Annotated in this window: 26 protein-coding genes; 11 read left to right on the top strand and 15 right to left on the bottom strand. The window is 63.2% G+C overall.

The genetic code is table 11. The features are described from left to right. Positions 1-10: 10 nt before the first annotated feature. The 6 genes from KW821_RS05985 (at position 11) to tauD (ending at position 5,993) form a co-directional block, all read left to right on the top strand. Positions 11-904, top strand: coding sequence for a LysR family transcriptional regulator (locus KW821_RS05985; protein WP_218290763.1), 894 nt, complete (start codon positions 11-13; stop codon positions 902-904). A 162-nt stretch (positions 905-1,066) separates the two neighbouring features. Further along, complete coding sequence (locus tag KW821_RS05980; protein WP_218290762.1) at positions 1,067-2,170, top strand: YdcF family protein; 1,104 nt, start codon at positions 1,067-1,069, stop codon at positions 2,168-2,170. A 288-nt stretch (positions 2,171-2,458) separates the two neighbouring features. Continuing rightward, on the top strand, positions 2,459-3,433 hold the full coding sequence (gene tauA, locus KW821_RS05975) for a taurine ABC transporter substrate-binding protein (RefSeq protein ID WP_218290761.1): 975 nt from the start codon (positions 2,459-2,461) through the stop codon (positions 3,431-3,433). A 16-nt stretch (positions 3,434-3,449) separates the two neighbouring features. Beyond that, positions 3,450-4,217 (top strand): taurine ABC transporter ATP-binding subunit, encoded by a 768-nt coding sequence (gene tauB, locus KW821_RS05970; protein WP_218290760.1) that lies wholly within the window; start codon positions 3,450-3,452, stop codon positions 4,215-4,217. After that, on the top strand, positions 4,214-5,038 hold the full coding sequence (tauC, locus tag KW821_RS05965; RefSeq protein WP_218290759.1) for a taurine ABC transporter permease TauC: 825 nt from the start codon (positions 4,214-4,216) through the stop codon (positions 5,036-5,038). The genes tauB and tauC overlap by 4 nt, the downstream gene beginning before the upstream one ends. A 106-nt stretch (positions 5,039-5,144) precedes the next feature. Continuing rightward, positions 5,145-5,993 carry a taurine dioxygenase gene (tauD, locus tag KW821_RS05955; RefSeq protein ID WP_218290758.1) on the top strand — a complete coding sequence of 283 codons (849 nt, stop codon included), beginning with the start codon at positions 5,145-5,147 and terminating at the stop codon, positions 5,991-5,993. 115 nt (positions 5,994-6,108) lie between these two features. Here the strand turns inward: tauD and KW821_RS05950 are convergent, their stop codons facing one another. From KW821_RS05950 to KW821_RS05915, 8 genes are all read right to left on the bottom strand, one after another. After that, positions 6,109-6,477, bottom strand: coding sequence for a DUF1428 domain-containing protein (locus KW821_RS05950; RefSeq protein WP_218290757.1), 369 nt, complete (start codon positions 6,475-6,477; stop codon positions 6,109-6,111). 75 nt (positions 6,478-6,552) lie between these two features. Beyond that, entirely contained in the window at positions 6,553-7,914 is a 1,362-nt protein-coding gene (locus tag KW821_RS05945; RefSeq protein ID WP_218290756.1) for an MFS transporter, read from the bottom strand. A 203-nt stretch (positions 7,915-8,117) separates the two neighbouring features. Then, positions 8,118-9,011, bottom strand: a complete 894-nt coding sequence (gene cyoE, locus KW821_RS05940; protein ID WP_218290755.1) for a heme o synthase — start codon at positions 9,009-9,011, stop codon at positions 8,118-8,120. A gap of 10 nt (positions 9,012-9,021) precedes the next feature. Next, positions 9,022-9,354: a cytochrome o ubiquinol oxidase subunit IV gene (locus tag KW821_RS05935; RefSeq protein WP_042653819.1), complete on the bottom strand. Its 333-nt coding sequence runs from the start codon at positions 9,352-9,354 to the stop codon at positions 9,022-9,024. Further along, positions 9,355-9,969, bottom strand: a complete 615-nt coding sequence (locus tag KW821_RS05930) for a cytochrome o ubiquinol oxidase subunit III (RefSeq protein ID WP_042653820.1) — start codon at positions 9,967-9,969, stop codon at positions 9,355-9,357. Positions 9,970-9,973: 4 nt separating this feature from the next. Next, a complete protein-coding gene (gene cyoB, locus KW821_RS05925) occupies positions 9,974-11,950 on the bottom strand; it encodes a cytochrome o ubiquinol oxidase subunit I (RefSeq protein WP_218290754.1) in 1,977 nt (658 codons plus the stop codon). Between the two features lie 3 nt (positions 11,951-11,953). Continuing rightward, positions 11,954-12,973 (bottom strand): cytochrome o ubiquinol oxidase subunit II, encoded by a 1,020-nt coding sequence (cyoA, locus tag KW821_RS05920; protein WP_218290753.1) that lies wholly within the window; start codon positions 12,971-12,973, stop codon positions 11,954-11,956. A gap of 559 nt (positions 12,974-13,532) precedes the next feature. Next, positions 13,533-13,976, bottom strand: coding sequence for a carboxymuconolactone decarboxylase family protein (locus tag KW821_RS05915; RefSeq protein WP_042653823.1), 444 nt, complete (start codon positions 13,974-13,976; stop codon positions 13,533-13,535). Positions 13,977-14,097: 121 nt separating this feature from the next. Between KW821_RS05915 and KW821_RS05910 the strand changes: the two genes are divergently transcribed. Beyond that, the gene (locus tag KW821_RS05910; protein WP_218290752.1) at positions 14,098-15,015 is read left to right on the top strand and encodes a LysR family transcriptional regulator; all 918 of its coding nucleotides are present in this window, start codon (positions 14,098-14,100) and stop codon (positions 15,013-15,015) included. 111 nt (positions 15,016-15,126) lie between these two features. On the opposite strand, the gene KW821_RS05905 is transcribed toward KW821_RS05910, so the two are convergent. Then, positions 15,127-15,459 (bottom strand): DUF3634 family protein, encoded by a 333-nt coding sequence (locus KW821_RS05905; protein ID WP_042653825.1) that lies wholly within the window; start codon positions 15,457-15,459, stop codon positions 15,127-15,129. A 99-nt stretch (positions 15,460-15,558) separates the two neighbouring features. After that, positions 15,559-16,527, bottom strand: a complete 969-nt coding sequence (locus KW821_RS05900) for a nucleoside hydrolase (protein ID WP_218290751.1) — start codon at positions 16,525-16,527, stop codon at positions 15,559-15,561. A 282-nt stretch (positions 16,528-16,809) separates the two neighbouring features. Between KW821_RS05900 and KW821_RS05895 the strand changes: the two genes are divergently transcribed. Beyond that, positions 16,810-17,370, top strand: coding sequence for a HutD family protein (locus KW821_RS05895; RefSeq protein ID WP_218290750.1), 561 nt, complete (start codon positions 16,810-16,812; stop codon positions 17,368-17,370). 9 nt (positions 17,371-17,379) lie between these two features. Here KW821_RS05895 and KW821_RS05890 read toward each other — a convergent pair whose 3' ends face one another. Both KW821_RS05890 and azu read right to left on the bottom strand, forming a co-directional pair. Next, the gene (locus KW821_RS05890) at positions 17,380-17,583 is read right to left on the bottom strand and encodes a hypothetical protein (protein WP_218290749.1); all 204 of its coding nucleotides are present in this window, start codon (positions 17,581-17,583) and stop codon (positions 17,380-17,382) included. Between the two features lie 188 nt (positions 17,584-17,771). Beyond that, entirely contained in the window at positions 17,772-18,227 is a 456-nt protein-coding gene (gene azu / locus KW821_RS05885) for an azurin (protein ID WP_042653829.1), read from the bottom strand. A 309-nt stretch (positions 18,228-18,536) separates the two neighbouring features. Here azu and KW821_RS05880 point away from each other — a divergent pair, with 309 nt between their 5' ends. Next, a complete protein-coding gene (locus KW821_RS05880; protein ID WP_218290748.1) occupies positions 18,537-19,580 on the top strand; it encodes an FAD:protein FMN transferase in 1,044 nt (347 codons plus the stop codon). A gap of 45 nt (positions 19,581-19,625) precedes the next feature. Here KW821_RS05880 and KW821_RS05875 read toward each other — a convergent pair whose 3' ends face one another. Then, positions 19,626-19,760 (bottom strand): hypothetical protein, encoded by a 135-nt coding sequence (locus tag KW821_RS05875; protein WP_256353333.1) that lies wholly within the window; start codon positions 19,758-19,760, stop codon positions 19,626-19,628. Between KW821_RS05875 and KW821_RS21675 the strand changes: the two genes are divergently transcribed. Next, entirely contained in the window at positions 19,761-19,895 is a 135-nt protein-coding gene (locus KW821_RS21675; protein ID WP_256353332.1) for a hypothetical protein, read from the top strand. It begins immediately after the preceding gene. Here KW821_RS21675 and KW821_RS05870 read toward each other — a convergent pair. Beyond that, complete coding sequence (locus KW821_RS05870; protein WP_218290747.1) at positions 19,892-21,097, bottom strand: MFS transporter; 1,206 nt, start codon at positions 21,095-21,097, stop codon at positions 19,892-19,894. The genes KW821_RS21675 and KW821_RS05870 overlap by 4 nt on opposite strands. Positions 21,098-21,183: 86 nt before the next feature. Further along, positions 21,184-21,447, bottom strand: a complete 264-nt coding sequence (locus KW821_RS05865; RefSeq protein WP_218290746.1) for a hypothetical protein — start codon at positions 21,445-21,447, stop codon at positions 21,184-21,186. Positions 21,448-21,598: 151 nt separating this feature from the next. On the opposite strand from KW821_RS05865, the gene KW821_RS05860 reads away from it, so the two are divergent. Continuing rightward, positions 21,599-23,239: a tetratricopeptide repeat-containing response regulator gene (locus KW821_RS05860; protein ID WP_218290745.1), complete on the top strand. Its 1,641-nt coding sequence runs from the start codon at positions 21,599-21,601 to the stop codon at positions 23,237-23,239. The last annotated feature ends 15 nt before the right edge of the window (positions 23,240-23,254 follow it).

The following is a 23,254-nucleotide window of genomic DNA, read 5'->3' as shown; positions in this document are numbered from 1 at the left end:
TGAGAACAACATGAACCAGGATGCCTTCGCCCTGCTCCCCGCCTTCGTCGCCGTGGTGGAGGCCGGCAGCTTCTCCGGCGCCGCCCGCCAGCTTGGCAACAGCAAGTCGGCACTGAGCAAGCGGGTGAGTCAGCTCGAGCAGCTGCTCGGCTGCCAGCTGCTCTATCGCACCACCCGCTCCCTCACCCTCACCGAGGCGGGCGAGCGCTACTTCGAGGCGGTGCGCCACGCGGTACGCCTCGCCGCCGAAGGGGAGGATGCCATCGGCGCCTTGCAGGCGGCGCCGCGCGGCCTGCTGCGGGTGACGGCTCCCATGGTCTATGGCCGGCGCCATATCGCCCCCCTCATCCCCGACTTTCTCGCCCGCTACCCCGAGCTGCAGTTGCAGTTCGAGATGAGCGACGAGCAGCGCGATCTGGTCGCCGAGGGGTTCGATGTGGCGGTGCGCATCGGCGCGCTGGAAGACTCCAGCCTGGTCGCCCGCCACCTCGCCCCCTGCCACAGCACCCTGTGCGCCGCCCCCGCCTACCTGGCGCAGGCAGGCATTCCCCAGATCCCCTCCGACCTCAGCGGCCACAATTGTCTGTTTTATTCCCTGTTTCGGGGCGGTACCCAGTGGCGCCTGCACGGCCCCGAGGGGGAGGTGGGGGTGACGCCCCGCGGCAACTTCGAGGTCAACAACAGCGACGCCATCCACACCGCCCTGCTGGCGGGCCTTGGCATCGGCAATATGCCGGATTTCATCGTGGCCGAGGATCTCGCCGCCGGCCGGCTGGTCGCCGTACTGCCCGCCTACCGGCTGCCCGAGCACGGCGTCTGGTGTGTCTACCCGCGCCGCCGTCATCTGCCCGCCAAGGTGGAGGCCTGGCTGGCGTTTCTCGGCGAGCGACTAGGCCAGGTGTGAGCTCAGGGGCTGGCGGCCCGTCCCCCGATAACCGAAGCGGTTCACGTTTTTTTGCTGCCAAAGGGCGTACAATCGCCAATAACCAAGTTTATGTTTTTATTGAAAAAGCCCCTACGGGTAATGCAATGGCATGGCGCCCTTAACCCTCGGTGGAATTCCATGATGAAAAGAACTGCGATTGCCCTGACCCTGGCCAGCCTGTTGGCGCTGCCGGCGTTTCTCCCCTCTGCTGCCTGGGCTGCCCCGGTGCGCTCCCTGCAAAAAGAGCAGAATTACGATCAATACATCAGCAAGCGCCAGGTGGTGGATCAGCTGCTGGCGGATGCCTGGCAGATCTTCAAGTCACCGGCCCGGGTCTCGACCGCCGGTTTCACCGCCAAGATGCCGAGCAACATGGAGCGGGTCACCGAGCTCTTGCTGCAGGCCTATCAGCTCGAACCCTATCGCACCGATCTGCTCATCTCGGCGGCCAACGCCCAGATCTACAACGGCAACGTGGAGCGGGCCATCAACCTGTTCGAGCAGGCCCTCACCACGGCGCCGGACGACTTGGACCTCAATAGCTACCTCGCCACCTGGCAGCGCTTCAAGGGCGATCAGGCCAAATCTGATGCCTATCTCAAGCGGGTGAGCGAGCTCAATGGCGGGCGCGCCGCCGATCTGCAGCGCCTGTTCGATACCGTTGACCGGGTCAACGCCACCCCGCTCAAGGAGCAGGGGGAGCGCTCACCCAAGCCGGGCAACAGGGCCATCGTCACTTTGGGCTATGCCCTCAACCCCGATGGCAGCATGCACGACATTCTGCTCGGCCGGCTGGAGACCACCCGCTCCCTGGCCCAGGCCAACCCGGCCGCGCTCATCATACTGACCGGCGGCGTGCCCCAGAACCGCCAGACCGAGGGTAAGCTGATGGCGGACTGGCTGGTGAAGAAGGGTATAGACAGATCCCGCATCATCGAGGAGAACTACGCCACCAGCACGGTGGAGAACGCCCTCTACAGCGGCTATGCCCTCGCCCGCCACCAGATCCAGTACGCGACCCTGGTGAGCTCCGCCAGCCATGTGCGCCGGGGCCAGACCCTGCTGGAGATCGCCTGCTGGCAGAGCGGCCCGGCCGGGATCCAGATAGACAGCGTCAGCTACCCGGACCAGCCGCTGTCGACCCTGGCCAAGGTGAGCGACGGCGAGCTGCTCGGCATCTACCGGGATGCCCTGCGCACCTACGGCCTGTGGAGCTACCGCTCGGCCCCGCTGATCGAACGCTAGGCCCCTGGCCCCATCGACAGATACCCGCCGCTTGGCGGGTATCTTGTTTTCCCCCTGTTCTCATCCCCTCATCAGCCCCGCCTATCTGGGTTGCCGCCCCTGAATGATCCGGCTCGATTGCCAGCCAGCAAATAAGTATCCCCGCATTTGAGATATCCATATCTCATTGTTTCATTTCAGTTATTTATCTAAGAACCATAGCGTCTTAATGCAGGTTTCTCGTTCCTTCAGTCAGCGGGTCATTACGGGAAAGATGGCGTCTCCATCCCCGAAATCAGGAACGACATCATGACAGGAAAAGGAACTTCCCTCTGGCTGGCGGCGCTGGCGCTGGTCGTGCAATCCGCCCAGGCGGTCGAGGTCACCGTGGCCTACCAGACCTCGGCCGAGCCCGCCAAGGTGGCCCAGGCCGACAACAGCTTCGCCAAAGAGAGCGGCGCCAAGGTGGACTGGCGCAAGTTTGACAGCGGCGCCAGCGTGGTCAGGGCGCTCGCCTCCGGCGACGTGCAGATCGGCAACATAGGCTCCAGCCCGCTGGCGGTGGCGGCCAGCCAGAACGTGCCCATCGAGGTGTTCCTGCTCGCCTCCAAGCTCGGTGACTCCGAGGCACTGGTGGTGAAGAAGGGGCTCTCGACGCCTCAGGATCTGGTCGGCAAGCGCATCGCCGTGCCCTACAGCTCCACCACCCACTACAGTCTGCTGGCAGCGCTCAAGCACTGGGGAGTCGATCCCACCAAGCTGGAGATTGTGAACCTGCAACCACCGGCCATCATCGCCGCCTGGCAGCGCGGCGACATCGACGGCGCCTATGTCTGGGCCCCGGCCCTCAACAAGCTGACCAAGGAGGGCTCGGTGCTGACCGATTCAGCCCAGGTCGGCAGCTGGGGCGCTCCGACCCTGGATGTGTGGGTGGTGCGCAAGGACTTTGCCAAGACCCATCCCGAGGTGGTGCAGGCCTTCGTCAAGAGCAACCTGGCGGCGCAGCAGGCCTACCTCGACAACCCGGCCGGCTGGCTGGCCCAACCGGCCAATCTGGACAAGCTGGCGAGTTTGAGCGGCGTCTCCGTGGCCGAGGTGCCCGATCTGGTGCGCGGCAACACCTACCTCGGCGCCCGCGAGCAGAGCGCCCAGCTCGGCAGCCTGGTGAACCAGACCATCATAGACACCGCCCGCTTCCTCGAGGCCCAGGGCAAGGTGCCGAGCGCCGCCCCCGACTACAGCCAGTTCGTGACCGATCGCTTCGTCAAGCCCCTGGCCCAATGACCCTGAGGAGAAGACCATGCTGCAGCTCGCCTATGTCTCTGCCGAATACGCCGGCAAGAAGGTGCTCGACAACATCAGCCTGAGCCTGGCCGAGGGCGAGCTGATGGTGGTGCTAGGCCCGTCCGGGTGCGGCAAGACCACCCTGCTCAACCTCATCGCCGGGTTTGAGCCCTGCCAGAGCGGCCAGATAAGCCTGCAGGGCAAACCGGTGAGAGGCCCGGGTGCCGAGCGCGGCGTGGTGTTCCAGAGCGAGGGGCTGCTGCCCTGGCGCAACGTGCAAGACAACGTCGCCCTCGGCCTGCAGCTGGCCGGGGTGCCCCGCGCCGAGCGAAGTGAGCAGGCACTGACCCTGCTGCGTAAGGTCGGTCTGGAGGGGGCGGCCGAGCGCCCCATCTGGCAGCTGTCCGGCGGTCAGCGCCAGCGGGTCGGCATTGCCCGCGCGCTGGCCACCCGGCCACAGCTGTTGCTGCTGGACGAGCCGTTCGGCGCGCTCGACGCCTTCACCCGCGAGCAGATGCAGACCCTGCTGCTGCGGCTGTGGCATGAGGGGCGTCGTCAGGTGCTGCTGATCACCCACGACATCGAGGAGGCGGTGTTCCTGGCCAGCGAGCTGGTGCTGCTCTCCCCCTCCCCGGGCCGGGTGGTGGAGCGGCTGAGCCTGGATTTTGGTCGCCGCTTCGCCGCCGGCGAACCCTGCCGCAGCATCAAGTCCGATCCGGCCTTCATCGAGCGGCGCGAATACGTGCTAAGCCGGGTCTTCAACGAGCGGGAGGCCTTCGCATGAGCATCGCCCTCGCCAGATCCACCGCCGCCGGTCGTGCCCTGCGCTGGCCGCTGCCACGGCGGCTGAGCCTGAGCCTCGCCACCCTGCTCGCCCTGCTGGCCCTGTGGTGGCTGGTGGCCCGGCTCGGCTGGGTCGATCCGCTGTTCCTGCCGCCCCCCGGCCGGGTGCTGGCCCAGCTCGTCACCCTGGCCGGCCCGCAGGGGTTCATGGATGCCACCCTGTGGCAACACCTGGGGGCCAGCCTGCAGCGCATCCTCATCGCCCTGCTGGCGGCAGCGGTGTTCGGGATTGCAGCCGGTCTCGCCATGGGGCTGAGTCCCACGGTGCGCGGCATGCTGGATCCGCTGATCGAGCTCTATCGACCGGTACCGCCGCTGGCCTACCTGCCGCTCATGGTGATCTGGTTTGGCATAGGCGAGACATCCAAGGTGCTGCTCATCTATCTGGCCATCTTCGCCCCCGTGGCCATGGCGACCCTGGCCGGGGTGCAGAGCGCGCAGCAGGTGCGGCTGCGGGCGGCCCGCTCGCTCGGCGCCTCCAGGGTGCAGGTGCTGTGGCATGTGATCCTGCCGGGCGCCCTGCCCGAGATCCTGACCGGGCTGCGCATCGGCCTCGGCGTGGGCTGGTCGACCCTGGTGGCGGCGGAGCTGATCGCCGCCACCCGGGGGGTGGGCTTCATGGTGCAGTCTGCCGGCGAGTTTCTGGCCACCGACGTGGTGCTGGCAGGCATTCTGGTGATCGCCCTGGTCGCCTTCGTATTGGAACTGGGTTTACGCGCACTGCAGCGCAGGCTGACGCCCTGGCATGGTGAAGGACAATGAACGACAAGCTGACCGTCCTCATGGTGATCCTTCACATCGTCTTCGTATTGGAACTGGGCTTGCGAGCCCTGCAGCGTCGACTGACGCCTTGGCATGGAGAAAGCATATGAACGACAAGCTGACGATTACCCCGCTGGGGCCCCACATCGGCGCCGAGATCGCCGGCCTCACCCTGGCCGAGCCCCTGACGCAGGAGCACTTCGAGCAGCTCCATCGCGCCCTGCTCAAATATCAGGTGCTGTTCCTGCGGGATCAGCCCATCAGCCCCAGGCAACAGCGGGCGCTGGCGAACCGCTTCGGGGATCTGCACATCCACCCCGTCTATCCCCATGCGGAGGAGGCCGAGGAGATCATCGTGCTCGATACCCACGACGACAATCCGCCGGACAACGACAACTGGCACACCGACGTGACCTTCATCGAGACGCCGCCGGCGCTGGCCATACTGGCCGCCAAGCAGCTGCCCCCCAGCGGCGGGGACACCCTCTGGGCCAGCGGGATCGCGGCGCTGGCGGCGCTCTCCCCGCCTCTGCAGAAGCTGCTGGCGGGGCTGGAGGCCGAGCACGACTTCACCAAGTCGTTCCCGGCCCACCGCCACAACGGCAGCGAAGAGGAACGCCAGCGCTGGCAGGCCGCCGTGGCCAACAACCCGCCCCTGCGCCACCCGGTGCTGCGCACCCACCCGGTGAGCGGGCGGCAGGCGCTGTTTGTCAACGAGGGCTTCACCAGCCGGCTGCCGGATCTGCCGGCCCGGGAGAGCGAGGCGCTGCTGGGTTTCCTGTTTGACCATATCCGTCGACCCGAATTTCAGGTGCGCTGGCGCTGGCAGGAGAACGACATCGCCATCTGGGACAACAGGGTGACCCAGCACTATGCCAACGCCGACTACCTGCCGGCGCGTCGGGTGATGCACAGGGCCACCATACTCGGGGACAAGCCCTTCTGGCGGCCTTGAGCGAAAGAGATCCACCGGGTGATGCACAGGGCCGCCATGCTGGGGACAAATCCTGCTGGCGGCCATAACGAAGAGGCCCGCCAATGTGGCGGGCCTCTTCTGCTTTCAAGACACCTCAGCCGCGCAGATCCAGCACGGGGCTGAAACCCCCGAAGATCATGCGGGCACCATCGAAGGGCATCGCCAGATTGGCGGGATTGCTCGGGTCCATCCTGGCGTCTTTCATTATCTTCGCCATGGCCTCATCCCGGGTGGCCTTGTCCGGCCACTCCACCCAGGAGAAGACCACGCACTCATCTTCCTTCGCCGCCACGGCGCGGTAAAAGTCGGTCAGCTTGCCGTGAGGCACGTCGTCCCCCCAGCCCTCCAGCACCCGGGTGGCGCCGTATTCGAGGAAGATGGGATCGATTTGCCTGGCGTGATCGATCAGGGCCTGCTTGCTGGCCGTGGGCACGGCGAGCACGAATCCATCTATATATGACATGACACTCTCCTCCTTATTGAGGATCTCAGCATAGCAAGGGGTGCTGCCCGCTGCGCTGCCCAGCATGAGTGCCCGTCAGATCGCCACCAGTCGCTCCAGATCGCTGCGCGTGAGGTGTTTGGTATCCACCTTCACGTAGAGCGAGCGTTCGGCTTCGACCAGCAGCACGTCGCTCACCCCCTCACAGGCGCGGATCTTCTGCTCCAGCGCGGGTGTCGCGGCGACCCCCTCCGGCAGCACTATGCGCAGGCTGCTGACATAGGGCGGCTCCTGCATGGTGAGGCTTATCCCCAGCCAGAGCAGGGCCAGCACGGCGCAGCTGCCAAACACCAGGGGCGCACCGCCGAGGCTGTAGAACAGGCCACCCAGGCTGCCGCCGATGGCGACCCCGATGAACTGGCTGGTGGAGTAGACCCCCATGGCGGTGCCCTTGTAACCCGGTGGCGACTCCTTGCTGATGAGGGACGGCAACAATGCCTCCATCACGTTGAAGCCGATGAAGAAGATCTGCAGCCCGGCGAGCAGGCCCCAGAGCTGCAGGCCGGCCTGCCACAACACCACCTCGGCGACGAGCATCACCAGCACGCAGAGCTGGAAGACCCGTCTCATCTGGCGGCGTTTCTCGGCATAGATGATGAAGGGCACCACGCTGACAAAGGCGATCAGCATGGTGACCAGGTAGGCCTGCCACTGGCTGTCACGGGGCAGACCCGCCTGCTCCAGCAGCGGCGGCAGCGCCACGAAGCTCGACATCAGCAGGGTGTGGACGCAGAGGATACCGAGGTTGAGCTTGAGCAGCCGCGGGTTGGTGAGCACTGTGCGGATCCCCCCCTTCACCAGCGCCGACTCGCGATTGCGCAGGTGGCTGGTCGGGGCCGGCACCCACCACAGGGTGATGCCGATGCCCCCCAGCGCCAAGAGGGCGATCAGCCAGAACAGGCCGGACAGCCCCAGCGCATGGGTGATGATGGGGCCGGTCACCATGGCGATGGCGAAGGTGATGCCGAAGCTCACCCCGATGAAGGCCATCGCCTTGGTGCGGTTCTGCTCGCGGGTGAGGTCCGAGAGCAGCGCCATGACGGCGGCGGAGATGGCCCCGCTGCCCTGCAGGGCGCGGCCGACGATGACCCCCCAGATGGAGTCGCTGAGGGCGGCGATGACGGCCCCAAGGGCGAACATCAGCAGGCCGCCGACGATGAGCGGCTTGCGGCCGATGCGATCGGAGAGCAACCCGAACGGGATCTGGAACAGCGCCTGGGTCATGCCGTAGATGCCGATGGCCAGCCCGATCAGGGCCTCGGAGGCGCCGGCCAGGGACATGCCATAGGTGGTCAATACCGGCAGGACCATAAACATGCCGAGCATGCGCAGGGAGAAGACGGAGCCGAGCGCCCAGGTGGCCCGGCGCTCGCCCCTTGTCATCGTGAAATCATTCATGATGGCCTCGATGAATAAGAGAAGTGGGTGATCACAGGTTGCGGATTATGCAATCTACACGAAGCCCGAGAATATGAGGGAAAACGGACCGGACCCGACGTGGGTCGGCCCACATAATAACAGAGCCGGGAAAGTTCCCGGCTCTGGATTCTACTGATTTTCCTGTGTCATATCACAACACTGGGGCTCGGCTTACCGAAGCCTCAGGGCAGCATGCTCACTAATACCGGCGCTGCGTCCGGCTGGAAGTCCACCGACATCATCACGCTCAGGCAGGTGATGGTGACAATGGAGAACATGAACAACTTGCGGGCCCACAGGGAGTCATCGACCGCCTGCTTGTAACCCGACAGCGCCATCCCCAGCCACCAGACACTCACCGCCGTGGCCACGATCAGATACTTGTAACCGGCATAACCGCCGAGGAACAGCATCAGGGTCGGCACCATAAACGCCAGTATGTAGAGGGTGATATGGTGTTTGGCCACCGAGATCCCCTTCACCACCGGCAACACCGGGATGTTGGCGGCCTGGTAATCCTTGAAGCGGAAGATGGCAATCGCATAGGAGTGCGGCATCTGCCACAGGCTGAAGATCGCCAGCAGGATCAGGGCGCCCGAGTCGAACTGGCCGCTCACCGCGCAGTAGCCGATGACGGGCGGCGCGGCGCCGGAGAGGCTGCCAACCAGGGTGCCATAGACCGAATGACGCTTCATGTAGAGGCTGTAGACCCCCACATAGACCAGGAAGCCGAGCACTGCCAGCAAGGCGGCCAACGGATTGGCCGCGAAGTAGAGCAGTGCAATGCCCGCAACGCCGAGCGCGCTCGCATACCAGAGCGACACGCCAGGGGCGATCAGCCCCTTCACCAGGGCGCGGTTCTTGGTCCGCTCCATGATGCAGTCGATGTCCCGGTCGATGTAGTTGTTGAACACACAACCGGAGGCGACCACCAGTGACACCCCCGCCATGGTCAGGATGAACAGGGGAACGTCCAGGCTCCCCTTGGAGGCCAGCAGGAATCCGCCGATAACCGAGATGAGGTTACCGAAGATGATGCCCGGTTTGGTCACTTGCAGGTATTGCTTCATCATCACACCAACCCGCTTAGTGAACCATCATGTTGACGTTGAGGTTGTACATGATCCACAGGGAACCCACCACCACGATGGCGATGATGAGCACGGTAAACACCAGTGCCACCAGGTTCCAGCGCTCCTCTGACGAGGTGTTCATGTGCAGGAAGTAGGCCAGATGCACGAAGATCTGGACCACCGCCATAGCAACCACGGTACCCAGCACCATGGCATGGGAGGCGCTGCCGTCCATCACCATCCAGAACGGGATCGCGGTCAGGATCACTGACAGCACGAAGCCGATCAGGTAGGACTTGGCGCTGCCGTGGCTGGCGCCGTGATTATCGACTGCATGACTACTCATTTACATTGCCCCCATCAGATAGACCACGGTGAAGACGCAGATCCACACCACGTCCAGGAAGTGCCAGAACAGGCTCAGGCACATCAGGCGAGTACGGTTGCGCTCGGTCAGCCCCTTCTTGGCTACCAGCACCATCATCACGATGATCCAGATAAGACCGCTGGTCACGTGGATACCGTGGGTACCGACCAGGGTGAAGAAGGCGGACAGGAAGCCACTGCGCTGCGGACCGAAGCCCTCGGCGATCAGGTGGTGGAACTCGTAGATCTCCATGGCGATGAAGCCGGCACCGAGCAAGAAGGTCACCAGCAGCCAGCCGTTGACGGCGGCCACCTTGTTCTTGTTCATGGCCAGCATGCCAAAACCGAAGGTGATGGAGCTAAACAGCAGCAGCATGGTTTCGGCGAACACGAACGGCAGCTCGAAAATGTCCTTGCCGCTCGGGCCGCCGGCGGTGCCGTTGACCAGGACTGCATAGGTTGCGAACAGGGTCGCAAACAGGATGCAGTCACTCATCAGGTAGATCCAGAAACCGAACACCTTGGTGGCACCGGCATCATGGTGCCCATGATCGTCATGGGCGCCGTGAGTGTGATGTAGAACGTCAGTTGCCATAGCGTCAGGCTACCTTGTTGATGTTGTCGAAATGCTGACCTTCGATGCGCTCGATCTCGTCAACCTGTACGTAGTAGTCCACATCCTCGTTGAAGCTGTGGATGATCCAGGTGGCGATCATGCCGACGAAGCCGGCGATGGCCATCCACCAGATGTGCCAGATCATGGCGAAGCCAAACACCACGCTGAGGGCGGCGATGACCACACCGGCACCGGAGTTCTTCGGCATGTGGATGGGGGCATACCTGGCCGGCTGCTGGAAGGCAGAGCCGTCCTCTTTCGCTTCCCAGAAGGCGTCGAGACCCTTCACCTTCGGCTCGATGGCGAAGTTGTAGAACGGCGGCGGAGAGGAAGTGGCCCACTCCAGGGTACGGCCACCCCAGGGATCGCCGGTCCAGTCACGGTTCTTCTCGCGGTCACGGATACTGACCACGACCTGAATCACCTGGCACAGGACGCCGATGGCAATCAGGCCGGCACCGCAGGCGGCCACGACCAGCCAGCCGTGGAACTCGGGATCGATGTTCTGGCTGACCCGACGGGTCATGCCCATGAAGCCCAGCACATAGAGCGGCATGAAGGCCACGAAGAAGCCGGTGATCCAGAACCAGAACGCGCGCTTGCCCCAGACGTCATCCAGCTTGAAGCCGAATGCCTTCGGGAACCAGTAGGTGATACCGGCGAAGCAACCGAACACCACGCCGCCGATGATGACGTTGTGGAAGTGGGCGATCAGGAACAGGCTGTTGTGCAACACGAAGTTGGCGGCCGGCACCGACAGCAGTACCCCGGTCATGCCACCGACGGTGAAGGTGATGATGAAACCGACGGTCCACAGCATGGGGGAGCTGAACTCGATGCGACCGCGATACATGGTGAACAGCCAGTTGAAGATCTTCACCCCGGTCGGGATGGAGATGATCATGGTGGTGATGCCGAAGAAGGCATTCACGTTGGCGCCCGATCCCATGGTGAAGAAGTGGTGCAACCAGACCACGAAGGAGAGCACGGTAATGGCCACGGTGGCCCACACCAGGGAGGTGTAACCGAACAGCTTCTTCTTGCAGAAGGTCGCCACGATTTCGGAGAATATCCCGAACACCGGCAGCACCAGGATATACACCTCGGGGTGACCCCAGGCCCAGATCAGGTTGATGTACATCATCATGTTGCCACCCATGTCATTGGTAAAGAAATGGGTGCCGAGGTAACGGTCTGCGGTGAGCAGGGCGATGGTGACGGTCAGGATCGGGAAGGAGGCGATGATCAGGATGTTGGCGCACAGGGCGGTCCAGGTGAACACCGGCAACCGCATCATGGTCATGCCTGGGGCACGCATCCGGATGATGGTGGCAAAGAAGTTGACACCGGTCAGCAGGGTACCCAGACCCGAGATCTGCAGGCTCCAGATCCAGTAATCGACCCCGACGCCCGGACTGAAGTCCACGCCCGACAAGGGCGGATAGGCCAGCCAGCCGGTCTGGGCGAATTCACCGACCGCCAGGGAGACGTTGATCAACACCACGGCCGCGGCGGTAAACCAGAAGCTCAGGTTGTTGAGGAAGGGGAAGGCGACGTCACGGGCACCGATCTGCAGCGGCACTACGATGTTCATCAGGCCGATCACCAGTGGCATGGCCACGAAGAAGATCATGATGACGCCGTGGGCGGTGAAGATCTGGTCGTAGTGGTGCGGTGGCAGTATGCCCTCGCCCCCGGCCGAGGCCATCACCTGCTGGGTCCGCATCATCACCGCATCGGCGAAGCCGCGCAGCAACATGACCATCCCCAGGATGAGATACATGATACCGAGGCGCTTGTGATCCACCGAGGTGAACCACTCTTTCCACAGGTATTCCCACTTGCCGAAATAGGTGATCAGCCCGGCAATGGCCAACCCGCCCAATATGATACCGGCTATCGTGACCATGATGATGGGTTCATGGTACGGGATAGCGTCGAGTGTTAACTTTCCAAACATCGATTATTCCTCGGATCCTGCTTTCACACTCTTGTCATCCATCGGCATGGCCATGTGCCCGGCATGCTCAGCGGAGGTCATGTCGCCATGATCCATGTCGGCCATGTCCATCCCGTCGTCATGCTTGGCGGCAGTTTCGTGCTGCATGCCTTTGTGCTCACCCGGCTTCATGTCACCCATGAACTTGTTGATCACATTGACGAACAGCTTGGGATCGGCGCTGGCGAAGTACTCCACCGGATGGTTTTCGCTCTTCTTGGCCAGCACATCGAACTCGCCCATGGTGTTCAGCATCTTGGGAGACTGCTTCACCTTGGCGACCCAGGCATCGAAACCGGCCTGATCGGTCGTGGCGATGGCCTTGAACTTCATGCCGGAGAAGCCCGCGCCGCTGTAGCTGCCGGAGATCCCCTTGTACTGACCCGCCTCGTTGGCAATCAGATGCAACTTGGTCTGCATCCCGGCCATGGCGTAGATCTGACCGCCCAGTTGCGGAATGAAGAAGGAGTTCATCACGGTGTCGGAGGTCACCCGGAAATTGACCGGGGTATTGACCGGGAAGGCCAACTCATTGACCGAGGCGATACCCAGTTCCGGATAGACAAACAACCATTTCCAGTCGAGGGAAATAACATCGACCTGGATCGGTTTGACGTCCGATTCCAGCGGTTTATAAGGATCCAGCGAGTGGGAAGTTTTCCAGGTAATCACCGCCAGGATGGCGACAATAATGACGGGTACGGTCCAGACAACCGCTTCAATCTTGTTGGAGTGAGACCAATCCGGGGTGTATTTGGCGGTGGTATTGGATGCTCTGTATTTACGAGCAAAGGCCACCGTCATAATAATCACAGGAATCACTACAATTAACATCAGACCGAGTGCGGTTAATATTAGTGACTTCTGTTCCAGACCAACCTGCCCTTTGGGGCTCATCAGAGCCATGTCGCAGCCACTCAGCAAGCCAGCGGTTGCAATCAACAGCAAAGCGCCCAAGCCCCTCTTTACTTCAAAAGGTCTCATGCAATGTCCTCATCGTTTCAAGGCTTATTGGTATAATAAAAATGCAGCATTTTATTGCATCAGACCGGCATGTGAACAACATGAAAAATTAATCCGGAAGTTGTTTTTTGTTTGGTGCGAAGATGCGTTATTTGTTAAACGCTTGACAGTGACGATTTTTATACGATCACAAATTTCTGATTCAGCCTGCATTGCTTTCATTTCGATCCCTCATCGAGCAACAACTGGGCAATACTCTCACTTCCCCTTAATGTTGTCATGGTCAATATGCATCATTTTCTGCTGGTGGATATTCTGACTGCACGCTTTTTAATCAACAAAACCTTGATCTGATCGGGGTAAGTGATGAGATAAAATAATAAATAATTAATCAAACAACTGTGTGATTAACTTCCTGCCATGGTGGGAACGGCGGCAAAAAACGGCCATTAGAGTCCGCCTCCCATCCATGCCTCATAAAAAAGGCCTCCAATGGAGACCTTTCTATCGAGCTTCCCTGCTCCTGTTCACACCAGGTTCATCTCCCTGGATGACAGGGCGGCCATGCCCCTCTCCAGACTCAGCTAAGCGGGTGTTCCATCCGGGTGGCAACGGCAATCCGGTTCCAGGCGTTGATGGTGACTATCTGCATCAGGCACTGGGCCAGCAGAGTCTCGCCGAGCAGCGCCAGTCCCTGCCGATAGACCTCCTCGCTCAGCCCCTGCCCGGCGATCAGAGTCACCTCGTCGGTCAGCGCCAGCACGGCCCGCTCACGCTCATCGAACAGCGGGGATTCGCGCCAGGCGGACAGCGCCAGCAGACGTTGCGGGCTCTCCTGCTGCTTCATCGCCACCTCGGCGTGCATCTGGATGCAGTAGGCGCAGCCATTGATCATGGAGGCCCGCAGCTTGATGAGCTCCTTGAGCCGGGAGGGGATCTCGGTGCCACCGAGATAGGACTCCAGCCCCATCATGGCCTGGATGGCGGCGGGGATCTGCTGGGCGAGCTGGATACGGTCTGACATGGTGCGGCTCCTGTGGCGCTATGCCCGTCTCGGGCGATGACGGCATTGTTCACCTTCTCACCGATGAATAGAATACCGTCACAACCTGCAACAGTTTTGCATTAAACGCAAAGGAGTGTCCGTGCTGGATCGCATTCGTATCCTGGCCCAGGTGGTGGAGTCAGGCAGCTTCTCCCGCGCCGCCCGCGCCCTCAATCTGGCCCCCTCCTCGGTGACCCGCACCATCGACAGCCTGGAGCAACAGCTGGGGGTGCCCCTGTTCAAGCGCAGCACCCGCCAGCTGGTGCTGACCGAGCAGGGGGAGTATTTTCTCGCCCGCTCGGTGCCCCTGCTGGAGGAGGCCGAGCAGCTGGTGCAATCCCTCCAGCCCCTGCACGTGGCGCCCCGTGGCCCATTGCGGGTCTCGGTGTTCGAGAGCTTCGGGGCGGCCTGGCTGGCGCCGCAACTGCCCGCGTTTCTAGCCCGCTACCCCGGGGTCAGGGTCGAGATCGAGTTCGACAACCGGCTGGTGGATCTCGATGCCGACAACGTGGACGTGGCCATTCGCATCGGGCGCCCGACCGACAGCAGCCTGCATGCCCGCCATCTGCTGGCGAACCGGACCCTGCTGGTCGCCTCCCCCACCTACCTGGCGCAGCATGGCGAGCCCGCCCATCCCGATGAGCTGGCCAGTCACAACTGCCTCATCCGCGGCCAGGGCCGTCAGCGCCAGCATTGGTATTTCCAGCGCGGGCCTGAGCGGCGCAAGATCGCGGTGCAGGGCAATCTCGCCTCCGTCGGCGGCACGCCCCTGCTCTGCGCGGCCCAGGCGGGATGCGGGCTCTTGCTGCTGTCGAGCTGGATGGTGCAGCAGGGGATCGACGATGGCAGCCTGCGCCAGCTGCTGCCCGACTGGCAGGCCTCCCCTTACGAGGATCGCCACGACGAGATCTTTGCGGTGTTTCGCGGTGGCCGCTTCTTGAAGCCACAGACCCGCGCCTTCATCGACTTTCTGATCGAGGTGATGGCGCCGCTGCAGGAGGCGGACAGGAAGGCTTGACCGCCTGCTGCCAAGGTGGCCAGGGCGATGGGAAAGAGAGGATGCGAAAATAAGAAAATAAACAGCCGGGCACCTGGCCCGGCTGCGGCTCACGGGGTGTGCATGCCGGCTCTATTTATGCGGCTTGCGCCCGTCCGGGACGGCGGGAGGGGTACGGTAGTCGCCATAGGGGAAGATGTTGCGCAGCCGCTGGGCCACCGGCTCGGGGATGGAGCGGGAGAAGACCAGCCTGACGCCGTTGTCGTCGCGCTGACCCAGGATCCGGCCCCGCACCGGATCCTGCTGCAGGATCTGCTTGGCCTGAGCCAGGAAGCGCGGCGACACCGCGCCTCGCTTCAACTGCACCTTGCCAGGTTGCAGCCGGATCTCGAACAGGGCGCCACGCCCCAGCTTCATCAGCCACCAGATCAGGGCTATCGCCACCAACAAAGACAACCAGGCCATCCGTTTCCCCTTCCCATGCTTAACTTCTGGTCAGTATAGGCCGCGCCGGCCGGTGATTACCTGGCGAGCATCACGCTTTGTCCATCCTGCGGGCGAGCCTCAGCAATCCTTGCCCCAGGCCACCAGCGTCTCGCGATAGAGCGCCAGCAGCGCCTGATCCCGTACCGCCACCCCGACCCGCTGGGCCGGATAGCCCGCCCACTCATCGTGGGGATGCGCCTTGTCATCGAACTTCTGCAGGGTGTGGCCGATGGCGGGGCCACCGTCGATGACCCGCACCGGCCCTTCCCGCAGGGTAAACAGGGTCGGATCGATCACATAGGCGATGGCGGAGGGATCGTGCACATGACAGCCATCCAGGCCGATGCGCTCGGAATAGAAGCGCAGGTAGAAGCGGCTCACCGCCCACAGGAAGCGACCCGGCTCGCCCGCCTCATCCCGCAGCGCATCGAGGTAACGGCTGCTGAAGAAGCTCTGCTGGGTCACGTCCAGCCCGATGATCACCACAGGCCAGGGGGCGGTGAACACCACATCCGCAGCCTCGGGATCGTCGTGAATATTGGCCTCGGCATAGGGGGTCACGTTGCCGCGATGGCCGTTGACGCCAAAGGCGCCGCCCATCACCACCACCTGCTTCACCAGCCCGGTGATCTCGGGCGCCTCCCGCAGCGCCAGCGCCAGGTTGGTGAGCGGCCCTATGGTGACCAGGGTGATCTCGCCGGGAGCGGCCTTCACCGCCTCGACTATGTATTGCCAGGCCGGACGGGGATCCGCGCTGATGGTCACCTCCCCCGCCTCCACATCCCCCAGCCCGCTCGGGCCGTGCACCACTGTGGTCGGCCCGACCGGCTCGCGTCGCAGCGGCGCGGCCGCTCCCTGGGCCACGTCCGCCTTCATGCCGTATTTCTGCTTGAGCCAGAGTGCGTTGCGGGTACCGTTCTCGATGGTGGCATTGCCAAACACTGTGGTGATGGCGAGCAGATCGATGGCGGGGTGTGCCTCGGCAAACAGTATTGCCATGGCGTCGTCGATACCGGGATCGGTATCCAGAATGATCTTGTGGGTCATGGGGCCTCCATACAACAGAACTGCCAGTGTAGCGGCCTTGCGCCCGTTTAACAGCGCAGGGATCACAGCCTCGGAGTTTGCTCTGCTTCAACCCCATCGACCGGCGATATCTTGGGCACACCTGACTGACCGGCAGAGGGCGACCCTGCGCCGAGGGGTCAAACTGCCGAGATTATGGGCAACCGGACGGGGATCGGCCTCCATCGCCTTGTGGGCCGGCGTGCGGGATGGTATCACTTGGCCTCATTGCCACTCATTCCAACCACTTGCCGAGGCACCCTAGTGATCACCCTGATTAAAGAGTCTGACCAGCTGAAGATGCCCTGGAAGAACAAGCAGGGCACCACGGCCCAGATCCTCATCTCCCCCAAGGGGGCGACTCTGGACAAGCTCGACTTCGATTACCGTCTCAGCTCCGCCCCCATCAAGACGGCGGGCCCCTTCTCCACGTTTCCCGGCTACAGGCGCATCCTGCTGCCCATCAGCGGCGCCGGCTTCGTGCTCAACGGTCACCCCTATGCGACCCATGAGGCGGCCCACTTTGACGGTGACGAGGAGACCCACTGCGAACTGCTGAAGAAGGAGGTGACGGATCTCGGCCTCATCTATCATCCCGAGCGCATCAGCGCCAACGTGCGGGTGCTGAATCTGCCCTTCCCGCTCACCCTCACCCTGGAGACGGACAAGACCTATCTCTGCCATCTGCTGAGCGGTCAGCTCAGCGTGCAGGATCGGGCCCTGGCCATCAACGAGACCCTGGTGATCAGCGGCGAGGAGAGCATCAGGCTGGAGTGCCAGAAGAAGACGGCCATCGCCTTCTTTACCCTGCAACGACGCGCATAGCGCGTCGGGTCAGCGTTTAGGCGCGCGCCCCCCGCTGTCGAGGCAGGCCCGCATGCTGTCGTAGGGTTCGTAGTGTTTGGTGCGGCTGTAATAGGTGCCGCCCTGGGGGTGGCAGATGCCGTTGCGGCTCTTCTTGACCGGGGGCTCTGCGGCCAGTGCGATGGCACAGACCAGCATCAGGCAGCCGCTGATGACCCACTTTATGGCGCTCATGGCCCCTTCTCATCGGATTCGTTGCCGGGTCACCTGACCCGGCTTGCGGCCCATTCTACCCCGTCACGGCGAGGAGATACCGCCCGCCAGATCATGAAATTCAGCCATGAATTCAGTTGGTTCGCGCGAGCGAGCGAGCCATAAAAAAAGCCGGGCAAGCCCGGCTTATTCTCAAAACTGGAGGTAGTCTAGCCGACCTTGAAGGAGCCCTTCATCATGGCGAAGTGGCCCGGGAAGGAGCAGAAGAAGGTGAGATCCTTGCCCGCCAGCCCGTCGGTCTTGAAGGTGACGCTGGTGCTCTCGCCGCCCCCCACCAGCTTGGTGTGAGCCAGGATCCTGGCATCTTCCTTCGGCAGGTAGTCGTGATCGACGCCGGCGCTCATGCCCGCGGTGGCGATGGCCTGATAGTCGGCGGTGTTGGCCAGCACCCAGTTATGACCCATGGCCGTCACCGGCATCTTGCCCGTGTGATTGAGGGTCACAGTCACCTCTTTGCAGGTGGCTGGCACGCTCATCTCCTTGAGGTTGTACTGCATGGCATCATTGCCTTCGATGACCAGTGCGCACTCATCGGCCAGGGCCGGTGCCGCCATGCCCAGTGCAGTAAAAATACTCAGAAACAGCAGGGTAATCGCCTTTTTCATCATCTTCTCCTTTGATTGGCAGTGGATGGCAACACGCTTGCCTGAAACTCGCGTCGGCGATGGGCAAAGATGCTGTCAGAATCGATCTTAATTGTACTCAACTGTTGTCAATCGACTATGGCTTTTGCTCAAAGCTGCGGCCCAAGTCACCTGTTTACCCCCGAAACCATTCAACTTTGGAACAGATCTGTCGGGTTAACAGCCTGAGTCGCTTAATTATTTTCCGCCCCGCGCCCGGCTGAAGGCTCGTCAAGCCGGGCCCCGTTGGCTAAGCTGCTCCCCCGTCGACGATTCCCGCGAGGATGCAAGATGCCGTTCCCTTCCCCCACCCTGGCCGCACGCGGCCTGCTGCTGAGCCTGATGCTGATGCTGACCGCCTGCCAGCCCGCCCCGACCCAGCTTCGCATTCAGGGCAAGACCATGGGCACCTTCTACGTGGTGACGGTGAACGACGCCTTCCCGGGGGGAGAAGCGGCGCTGCAGCGCGAGGTCGATGCCCTGCTGGTGCGCATGAATCAGGAGATCTCCACCTATGATCCGGGCTCGATCATCTCCCGCTTCAATCAGGGGCCGGCCGGGGTGCCCATGCTCATACCGGCCAGCATGGCCAAGATAGTGCAGCAAGGGATAGACGCGGGCCAGCTCACCAGCGGCAAGCTGGATGTGACCGTGGGGCCGCTGGTCAACCTGTGGGGCTTCGGGCCGGACAAGCGCCCGGTCAAGCGGCCGACGGCGGAGCAGATCGCCAAAGCCCGCGACCGAGTCGGCATCGACAAGTTGAGCCTGACGACCCAGGATGGCAAATTCCTGCTCGGCAAAGCCATCCCCGATCTCTATCTGGATCTCTCCACCCTGGGAGAAGGGGCGGCCGCGGACGAGCTCGCCGCCCTGCTGGAGGGCAAGGGGGTGAGCAACTACCTCATCGAGGTGGCGGGGGCCGTGCGCAGCGAGGGCCACAACGCCAAGGGCAACCCCTGGCGGGTGGCCATCGTCGAACCCTCGGACCGGCCCGGCGCCATCGAGGACGTGGTGATCCCGAACGGCATGGCGCTCAGCACCGCCGGCAGCTATCGCAACTACTACGAGCTGGATGGCCAGCGTTACTCCCACATCATAGATCCCGCCAGCGGCGCCCCGGTGACCCACAGGCTGGTCTCCGCCAGCGTGATCACCCACACCGCGCTGGAGGCCGACGCCCTCGACACCGCGCTGATGGTGATGGGGCCGGAGCCGGCGCTGGCCTTCGCTAGGGAGCACCGGCTGGCGGTCTATCTCATCGTCAAGACCGAGCAGGGCTTCGAGGCCAGGTTCAGCCCCCAGTTCGCCCCCTATCTGGTCCCCAAACAGCCATAAAAACGAGGCCCCACTGCGCGGGGCCTCGCTGTTTTAAAGACGGTGCTACTCGATGGGAATACGGTGGGGCGCCGGGGTCACTGTCTGTTTGGGTAGCGCCAGGGTGCGTTCATCCTTGCTCTGGCTGTCGTGCTGGCGGACCTCCGCCTTCAGGGTCACCAGCTTGCCGTGCACATCCACGTGGAGGTCCCCCTTCGCCACTCCGGGCTGCTCGGCCCGGTGGTGGAGCGCGCCTTCGGCGACATCAAGCCAGTGGCCGTCGAGGTCAAGTGGACCGACGGGACCCTGATCGCCGACAAGGTGCTCCCCTTCTAATCCCCGCAGCCGGCCGGATCGGCAGACGGACGCGCCGCTCGGCTGCCTGCCCCGTAGAGGACAAACACCAGCACGCAAATCGCGGTCATCACGGTGAACAGGGCCGGGCCGCCCCACACCTGCAGCAGCCAGCCCCCCACCAGGGGTGAGAGCGCCCAACCGAGCCCAGCCAGGGCGCTTGCCCCGAAGTAGCTCCCCTTGAGGTGGGCCGGCGCCATCTCGTCGATGAGCACGTTAAAAAGCGGAAACAACACCGCCTCCCCCACGCTCAACAAGAACACCGCCACCAGCCAGGGCCACAGCAGGGCCGGACTCGACAGGGCGAACAGCACCTGGGCGGCCGCCATCAGCAGGATGGAAAACTGCAGCCGCAGGCTCACCCGCCAGCGCCGGGTCAGGTGCAGCAGGGGGAACTGCAGGGTGATGATGGTCAGCGCATTGGTGCCCACCAGCAGGGCCACCAGGGTCTCCACCTCGGGGGCACCGGCGCGGGTCAGGTACTGGATCAGCGGCGACTCCACCTGGGCGTAGACCAGCGTCATCAGCAGATTGGCGAGGATAAACAGCATGAAGGCCCGATCCCGCCCCACCACCTTGAGCATGGCCCCCAGGGTGAGGCCCACATCCGGCCGGCCGGCGCACTCGCGGCGAAAGCCGAACTGGAAGGCGATGCCGAGCAGACCATAGCTGACGGCCGTCACCACGAAGGTCTCCTGGCGCGCGCCGAGCCCCACCATCACGCCGATGAGGGGCCCCACCCCCGCCCCCACGTTGAGCAGGAAGTAGCGCAGGTGCTGGGCCAGCTCCCGCAGCCCCTTCTCGGGCAGCAGATCCCCCATCAGCGCCTTGCCCGGGGTATCGATGAAGGCGTAGGAGAGGCCGGAGCCAAACACCCCGAGGGCGATGAGCCAGAGGGAGTGGCCAAAACCGAGCAGCAGGTAAGCAACGCACGACAGGGCGCAGCCCAGCAGCAGTATGGTGCGCCGGCCGAGCTGGTCGGAGAGCCAGCCGACGTAGAAGCCGATGAGGCAGGAGAGCACAGCCGCGCCGCCCAGCAGCATCCCGATGCCGGAGGCCGACAGCGCGTACTCCCGGTAGAGCAGGATGGAGAGGAAGGGCCAGACCATGAAGAAGCTGGTGCGCACCATGAAGGTGCCCAGGATCACGATCCAGACCAGAGGGGGAAAGGGGGGCAGGCGCATGGGAACTCCTTGTCACGCAATGGCAGCATAGCCGCAGGGAAAAGCATTAATTGGTATCAAAAGACACCCATTTACACAATCCCCGCTCATAAAAAATGCCGCCCCGAGGGACGGCTGCTGATCCGGCCGGCGTCACACCAAATGGAAACCTTGATGCGCTGGATGTTGCGGCTCAGCTCATCGGATACCGCACCCTGCTGGCCGCAGACGCTGGCGATCTGGATCCCCAGCTCGGCGATGCTGGTGGCCTTGTCGGCGCGCCCCTGCAGGGAGGCGATGGCCTCGCCAGGGCGCACCGGCTGGCGGTCTATCTCATCGCCAAGACCGAGCAGGGGCTCGCGGCGAGCCATACCCCCAGTTCACCCCCTACCTGGTCCAGAAGAAATCATGAACGGCGGGGCTTTACGTAAAAACCGCGGCGCCACCCCATGTTCAATTGCCTGGCTGCGGACTTTGGTGGCACACTTCAGTCACCCGCCCGCAGCGCCCCGACCCAAGCAGATGCAGACTCCCGAGCCAGAGAAGAAAGCCCAGCCCAAATCCAGGCGCATCCTGCTGGTCAACGAACAGCGATCCTTCCAGATGATGATGAAGGCGATGCTGATCAACATCGGCATCAACCGCATCACCTATGTCAACTCGGCCGACGAGGCGCGGCGCCGCTGCCAGAAGGAGAGCTTCGACATCTATCTGCTCGACTACGAGCTGGGGGCCGGTGAGAACGGCCGCCAGTTGCTGGAGAGCCTGCGGGATCAGCAGCTGATCCCGCCCCAGAGCGTGGTGATCATGGTCAGCAGCGACGGCTCTCGCGCCATGGTGCTGAGCGCCCTCGAGGCCGAGCCCGACGAATACCTGATGAAGCCCTTCTCCCAGGAGCAGTTCTCGTTTCGTCTCAAACGCGCCCTCGCCCGCCGTCAGGCGCTGGAGAGCGTCTTTATCGCCCTCACCAAGGACGATCCATCGGCGCTCATCGAGGCCTGCGCCGCCCAGGCCGATACGGTGCCACGCTTTGCCAACTTCTGCCGCTGCCTGCAGGCCGACACCCAGCTCAAGCTCGGCCAGGCCAGGGAGGCGCGCAGCCTGATGCGCCAACTGCTGGCCGGGCAGGAGAACAGCTGGGCCAGGCTGACCCTGGGCAAAGCCTGTCACACGCTCGGGCTGCACGAGGAGGCGGTGAGCCACCTGCTGGCGACCCTCAAGAACACCCCGCTGATGGTGGAGGCCCACCTCTGGCTGGCGGAATCCCAGCTGGCGCTCGGCAAGGGGGAGCTCGCCCAGCAGGAGCTGCGGCGGGCGGTGGACATCTCGCCCCAGTCGGTGCAGCTCTCCCGCCGCCTGGCGGAGGTGTGTCTGCTGCGCCACGACTACGGCCAGGCCAAGGATGTACTGCTCTCCCTCATCGATCTGTCGCGCAACTCCATCCACCGCACCCCGCACTACCTGGGGGCCTACATCCAGACCCTCACCCTCTATGCCCTCAACAGCAACGACAGCTACCACATCGCCAACCTGCAGAAGCAGGTGAACTCGGCGCTGTCACGCATTCGCGATTCGCTGATGATGGCGGAGTTCAACTACCCGGTGTTCGAGCAGATCTGCCAGGCCAGGGTGCAGATCGCCCTCGGCGAGCTGCTCAAGGGCAAGAAGATGCTCTATCGCGCCAACCAGAACTGGCTGGATCGGCCGGAAACCATGCCCCCCGCCCTGCTCGGCGAGACCATACTGGCGCTCTACCAGCTCGGCGAGTTCGAGTACGCCGAGAGCCTGCAGGCGCTGCTGGCGGAGGATGAGGATCGGCTGCTCACCACCTGCATCCAGGTGACCCGCGACGACAAGACGGTGCAGGAGCGGCGCCAGCGCTATCAGCAGCTCAACGACCTTGGTATCAAGGCCTATCAGGGCGGGGAGCTGGAGCAGGCCCTCGGCCACTTTCGCGAGGCGCTGCGCCGGGCCCCCGCCAATACCGGCGCCGCCCTCAACAAGATCCAGGTGCTGTTGCAGCTGATGCAGAAGAACCGCAAGAGTCCGGAGTTCGGCGCCGAGTGCAAGGAGACCCTGGAGGTGCTGGAAGGCATCCCCTTGAATCCCGCCCAGCAGGATCGCTTCCGCAAGCTGCGCCAGGAATTTAACCAGTTCAACTAGCCAGCCGGGCCGACG

This window comes from Aeromonas sp. sif2416 (genome assembly GCF_019218665.1).
Lineage (GTDB): Bacteria > Pseudomonadota > Gammaproteobacteria > Enterobacterales > Aeromonadaceae > Aeromonas > Aeromonas encheleia.
Note: the sequence above shows the minus strand (reverse complement) of the source record. Positions and strands in the feature narration are given on the sequence as shown.

Excerpts from the sequence above, each read along its gene's own strand:
- tauA (WP_218290761.1), top strand. The coding sequence starts at position 2,459 with ATGACAGGAAAAGGAACTTCCCTCTGGCTGGCGGCGCTGGCGCTGGTC.
- KW821_RS05880 (WP_218290748.1), top strand. The coding sequence starts at position 18,537 with ATGCCGTTCCCTTCCCCCACCCTGGCCGCACGCGGCCTGCTGCTGAGC.
- KW821_RS05935 (WP_042653819.1), bottom strand. The coding sequence starts at position 9,354 with ATGAGTAGTCATGCAGTCGATAATCACGGCGCCAGCCACGGCAGCGCC.
- tauD (WP_218290758.1), top strand. The coding sequence starts at position 5,145 with ATGAACGACAAGCTGACGATTACCCCGCTGGGGCCCCACATCGGCGCC.
- cyoB (WP_218290754.1), bottom strand. The coding sequence starts at position 11,950 with ATGTTTGGAAAGTTAACACTCGACGCTATCCCGTACCATGAACCCATC.
- tauC (WP_218290759.1), top strand. The coding sequence starts at position 4,214 with ATGAGCATCGCCCTCGCCAGATCCACCGCCGCCGGTCGTGCCCTGCGC.
- cyoA (WP_218290753.1), bottom strand. The coding sequence starts at position 12,973 with ATGAGACCTTTTGAAGTAAAGAGGGGCTTGGGCGCTTTGCTGTTGATT.
- KW821_RS05985 (WP_218290763.1), top strand. The coding sequence starts at position 11 with ATGAACCAGGATGCCTTCGCCCTGCTCCCCGCCTTCGTCGCCGTGGTG.
- KW821_RS05980 (WP_218290762.1), top strand. The coding sequence starts at position 1,067 with ATGAAAAGAACTGCGATTGCCCTGACCCTGGCCAGCCTGTTGGCGCTG.
- KW821_RS05865 (WP_218290746.1), bottom strand. The coding sequence starts at position 21,447 with ATGGCTCGCCGCGAGCCCCTGCTCGGTCTTGGCGATGAGATAGACCGC.
- KW821_RS05870 (WP_218290747.1), bottom strand. The coding sequence starts at position 21,097 with ATGCGCCTGCCCCCCTTTCCCCCTCTGGTCTGGATCGTGATCCTGGGC.
- KW821_RS05945 (WP_218290756.1), bottom strand. The coding sequence starts at position 7,914 with ATGAATGATTTCACGATGACAAGGGGCGAGCGCCGGGCCACCTGGGCG.
- azu (WP_042653829.1), bottom strand. The coding sequence starts at position 18,227 with ATGAAAAAGGCGATTACCCTGCTGTTTCTGAGTATTTTTACTGCACTG.
- KW821_RS05905 (WP_042653825.1), bottom strand. The coding sequence starts at position 15,459 with ATGGCCTGGTTGTCTTTGTTGGTGGCGATAGCCCTGATCTGGTGGCTG.
- tauB (WP_218290760.1), top strand. The coding sequence starts at position 3,450 with ATGCTGCAGCTCGCCTATGTCTCTGCCGAATACGCCGGCAAGAAGGTG.
- KW821_RS05930 (WP_042653820.1), bottom strand. The coding sequence starts at position 9,969 with ATGGCAACTGACGTTCTACATCACACTCACGGCGCCCATGACGATCAT.
- KW821_RS05915 (WP_042653823.1), bottom strand. The coding sequence starts at position 13,976 with ATGTCAGACCGTATCCAGCTCGCCCAGCAGATCCCCGCCGCCATCCAG.
- KW821_RS05900 (WP_218290751.1), bottom strand. The coding sequence starts at position 16,527 with ATGACCCACAAGATCATTCTGGATACCGATCCCGGTATCGACGACGCC.
- KW821_RS05860 (WP_218290745.1), top strand. The coding sequence starts at position 21,599 with ATGCAGACTCCCGAGCCAGAGAAGAAAGCCCAGCCCAAATCCAGGCGC.
- KW821_RS05950 (WP_218290757.1), bottom strand. The coding sequence starts at position 6,477 with ATGTCATATATAGATGGATTCGTGCTCGCCGTGCCCACGGCCAGCAAG.
- KW821_RS05890 (WP_218290749.1), bottom strand. The coding sequence starts at position 17,583 with ATGAGCGCCATAAAGTGGGTCATCAGCGGCTGCCTGATGCTGGTCTGT.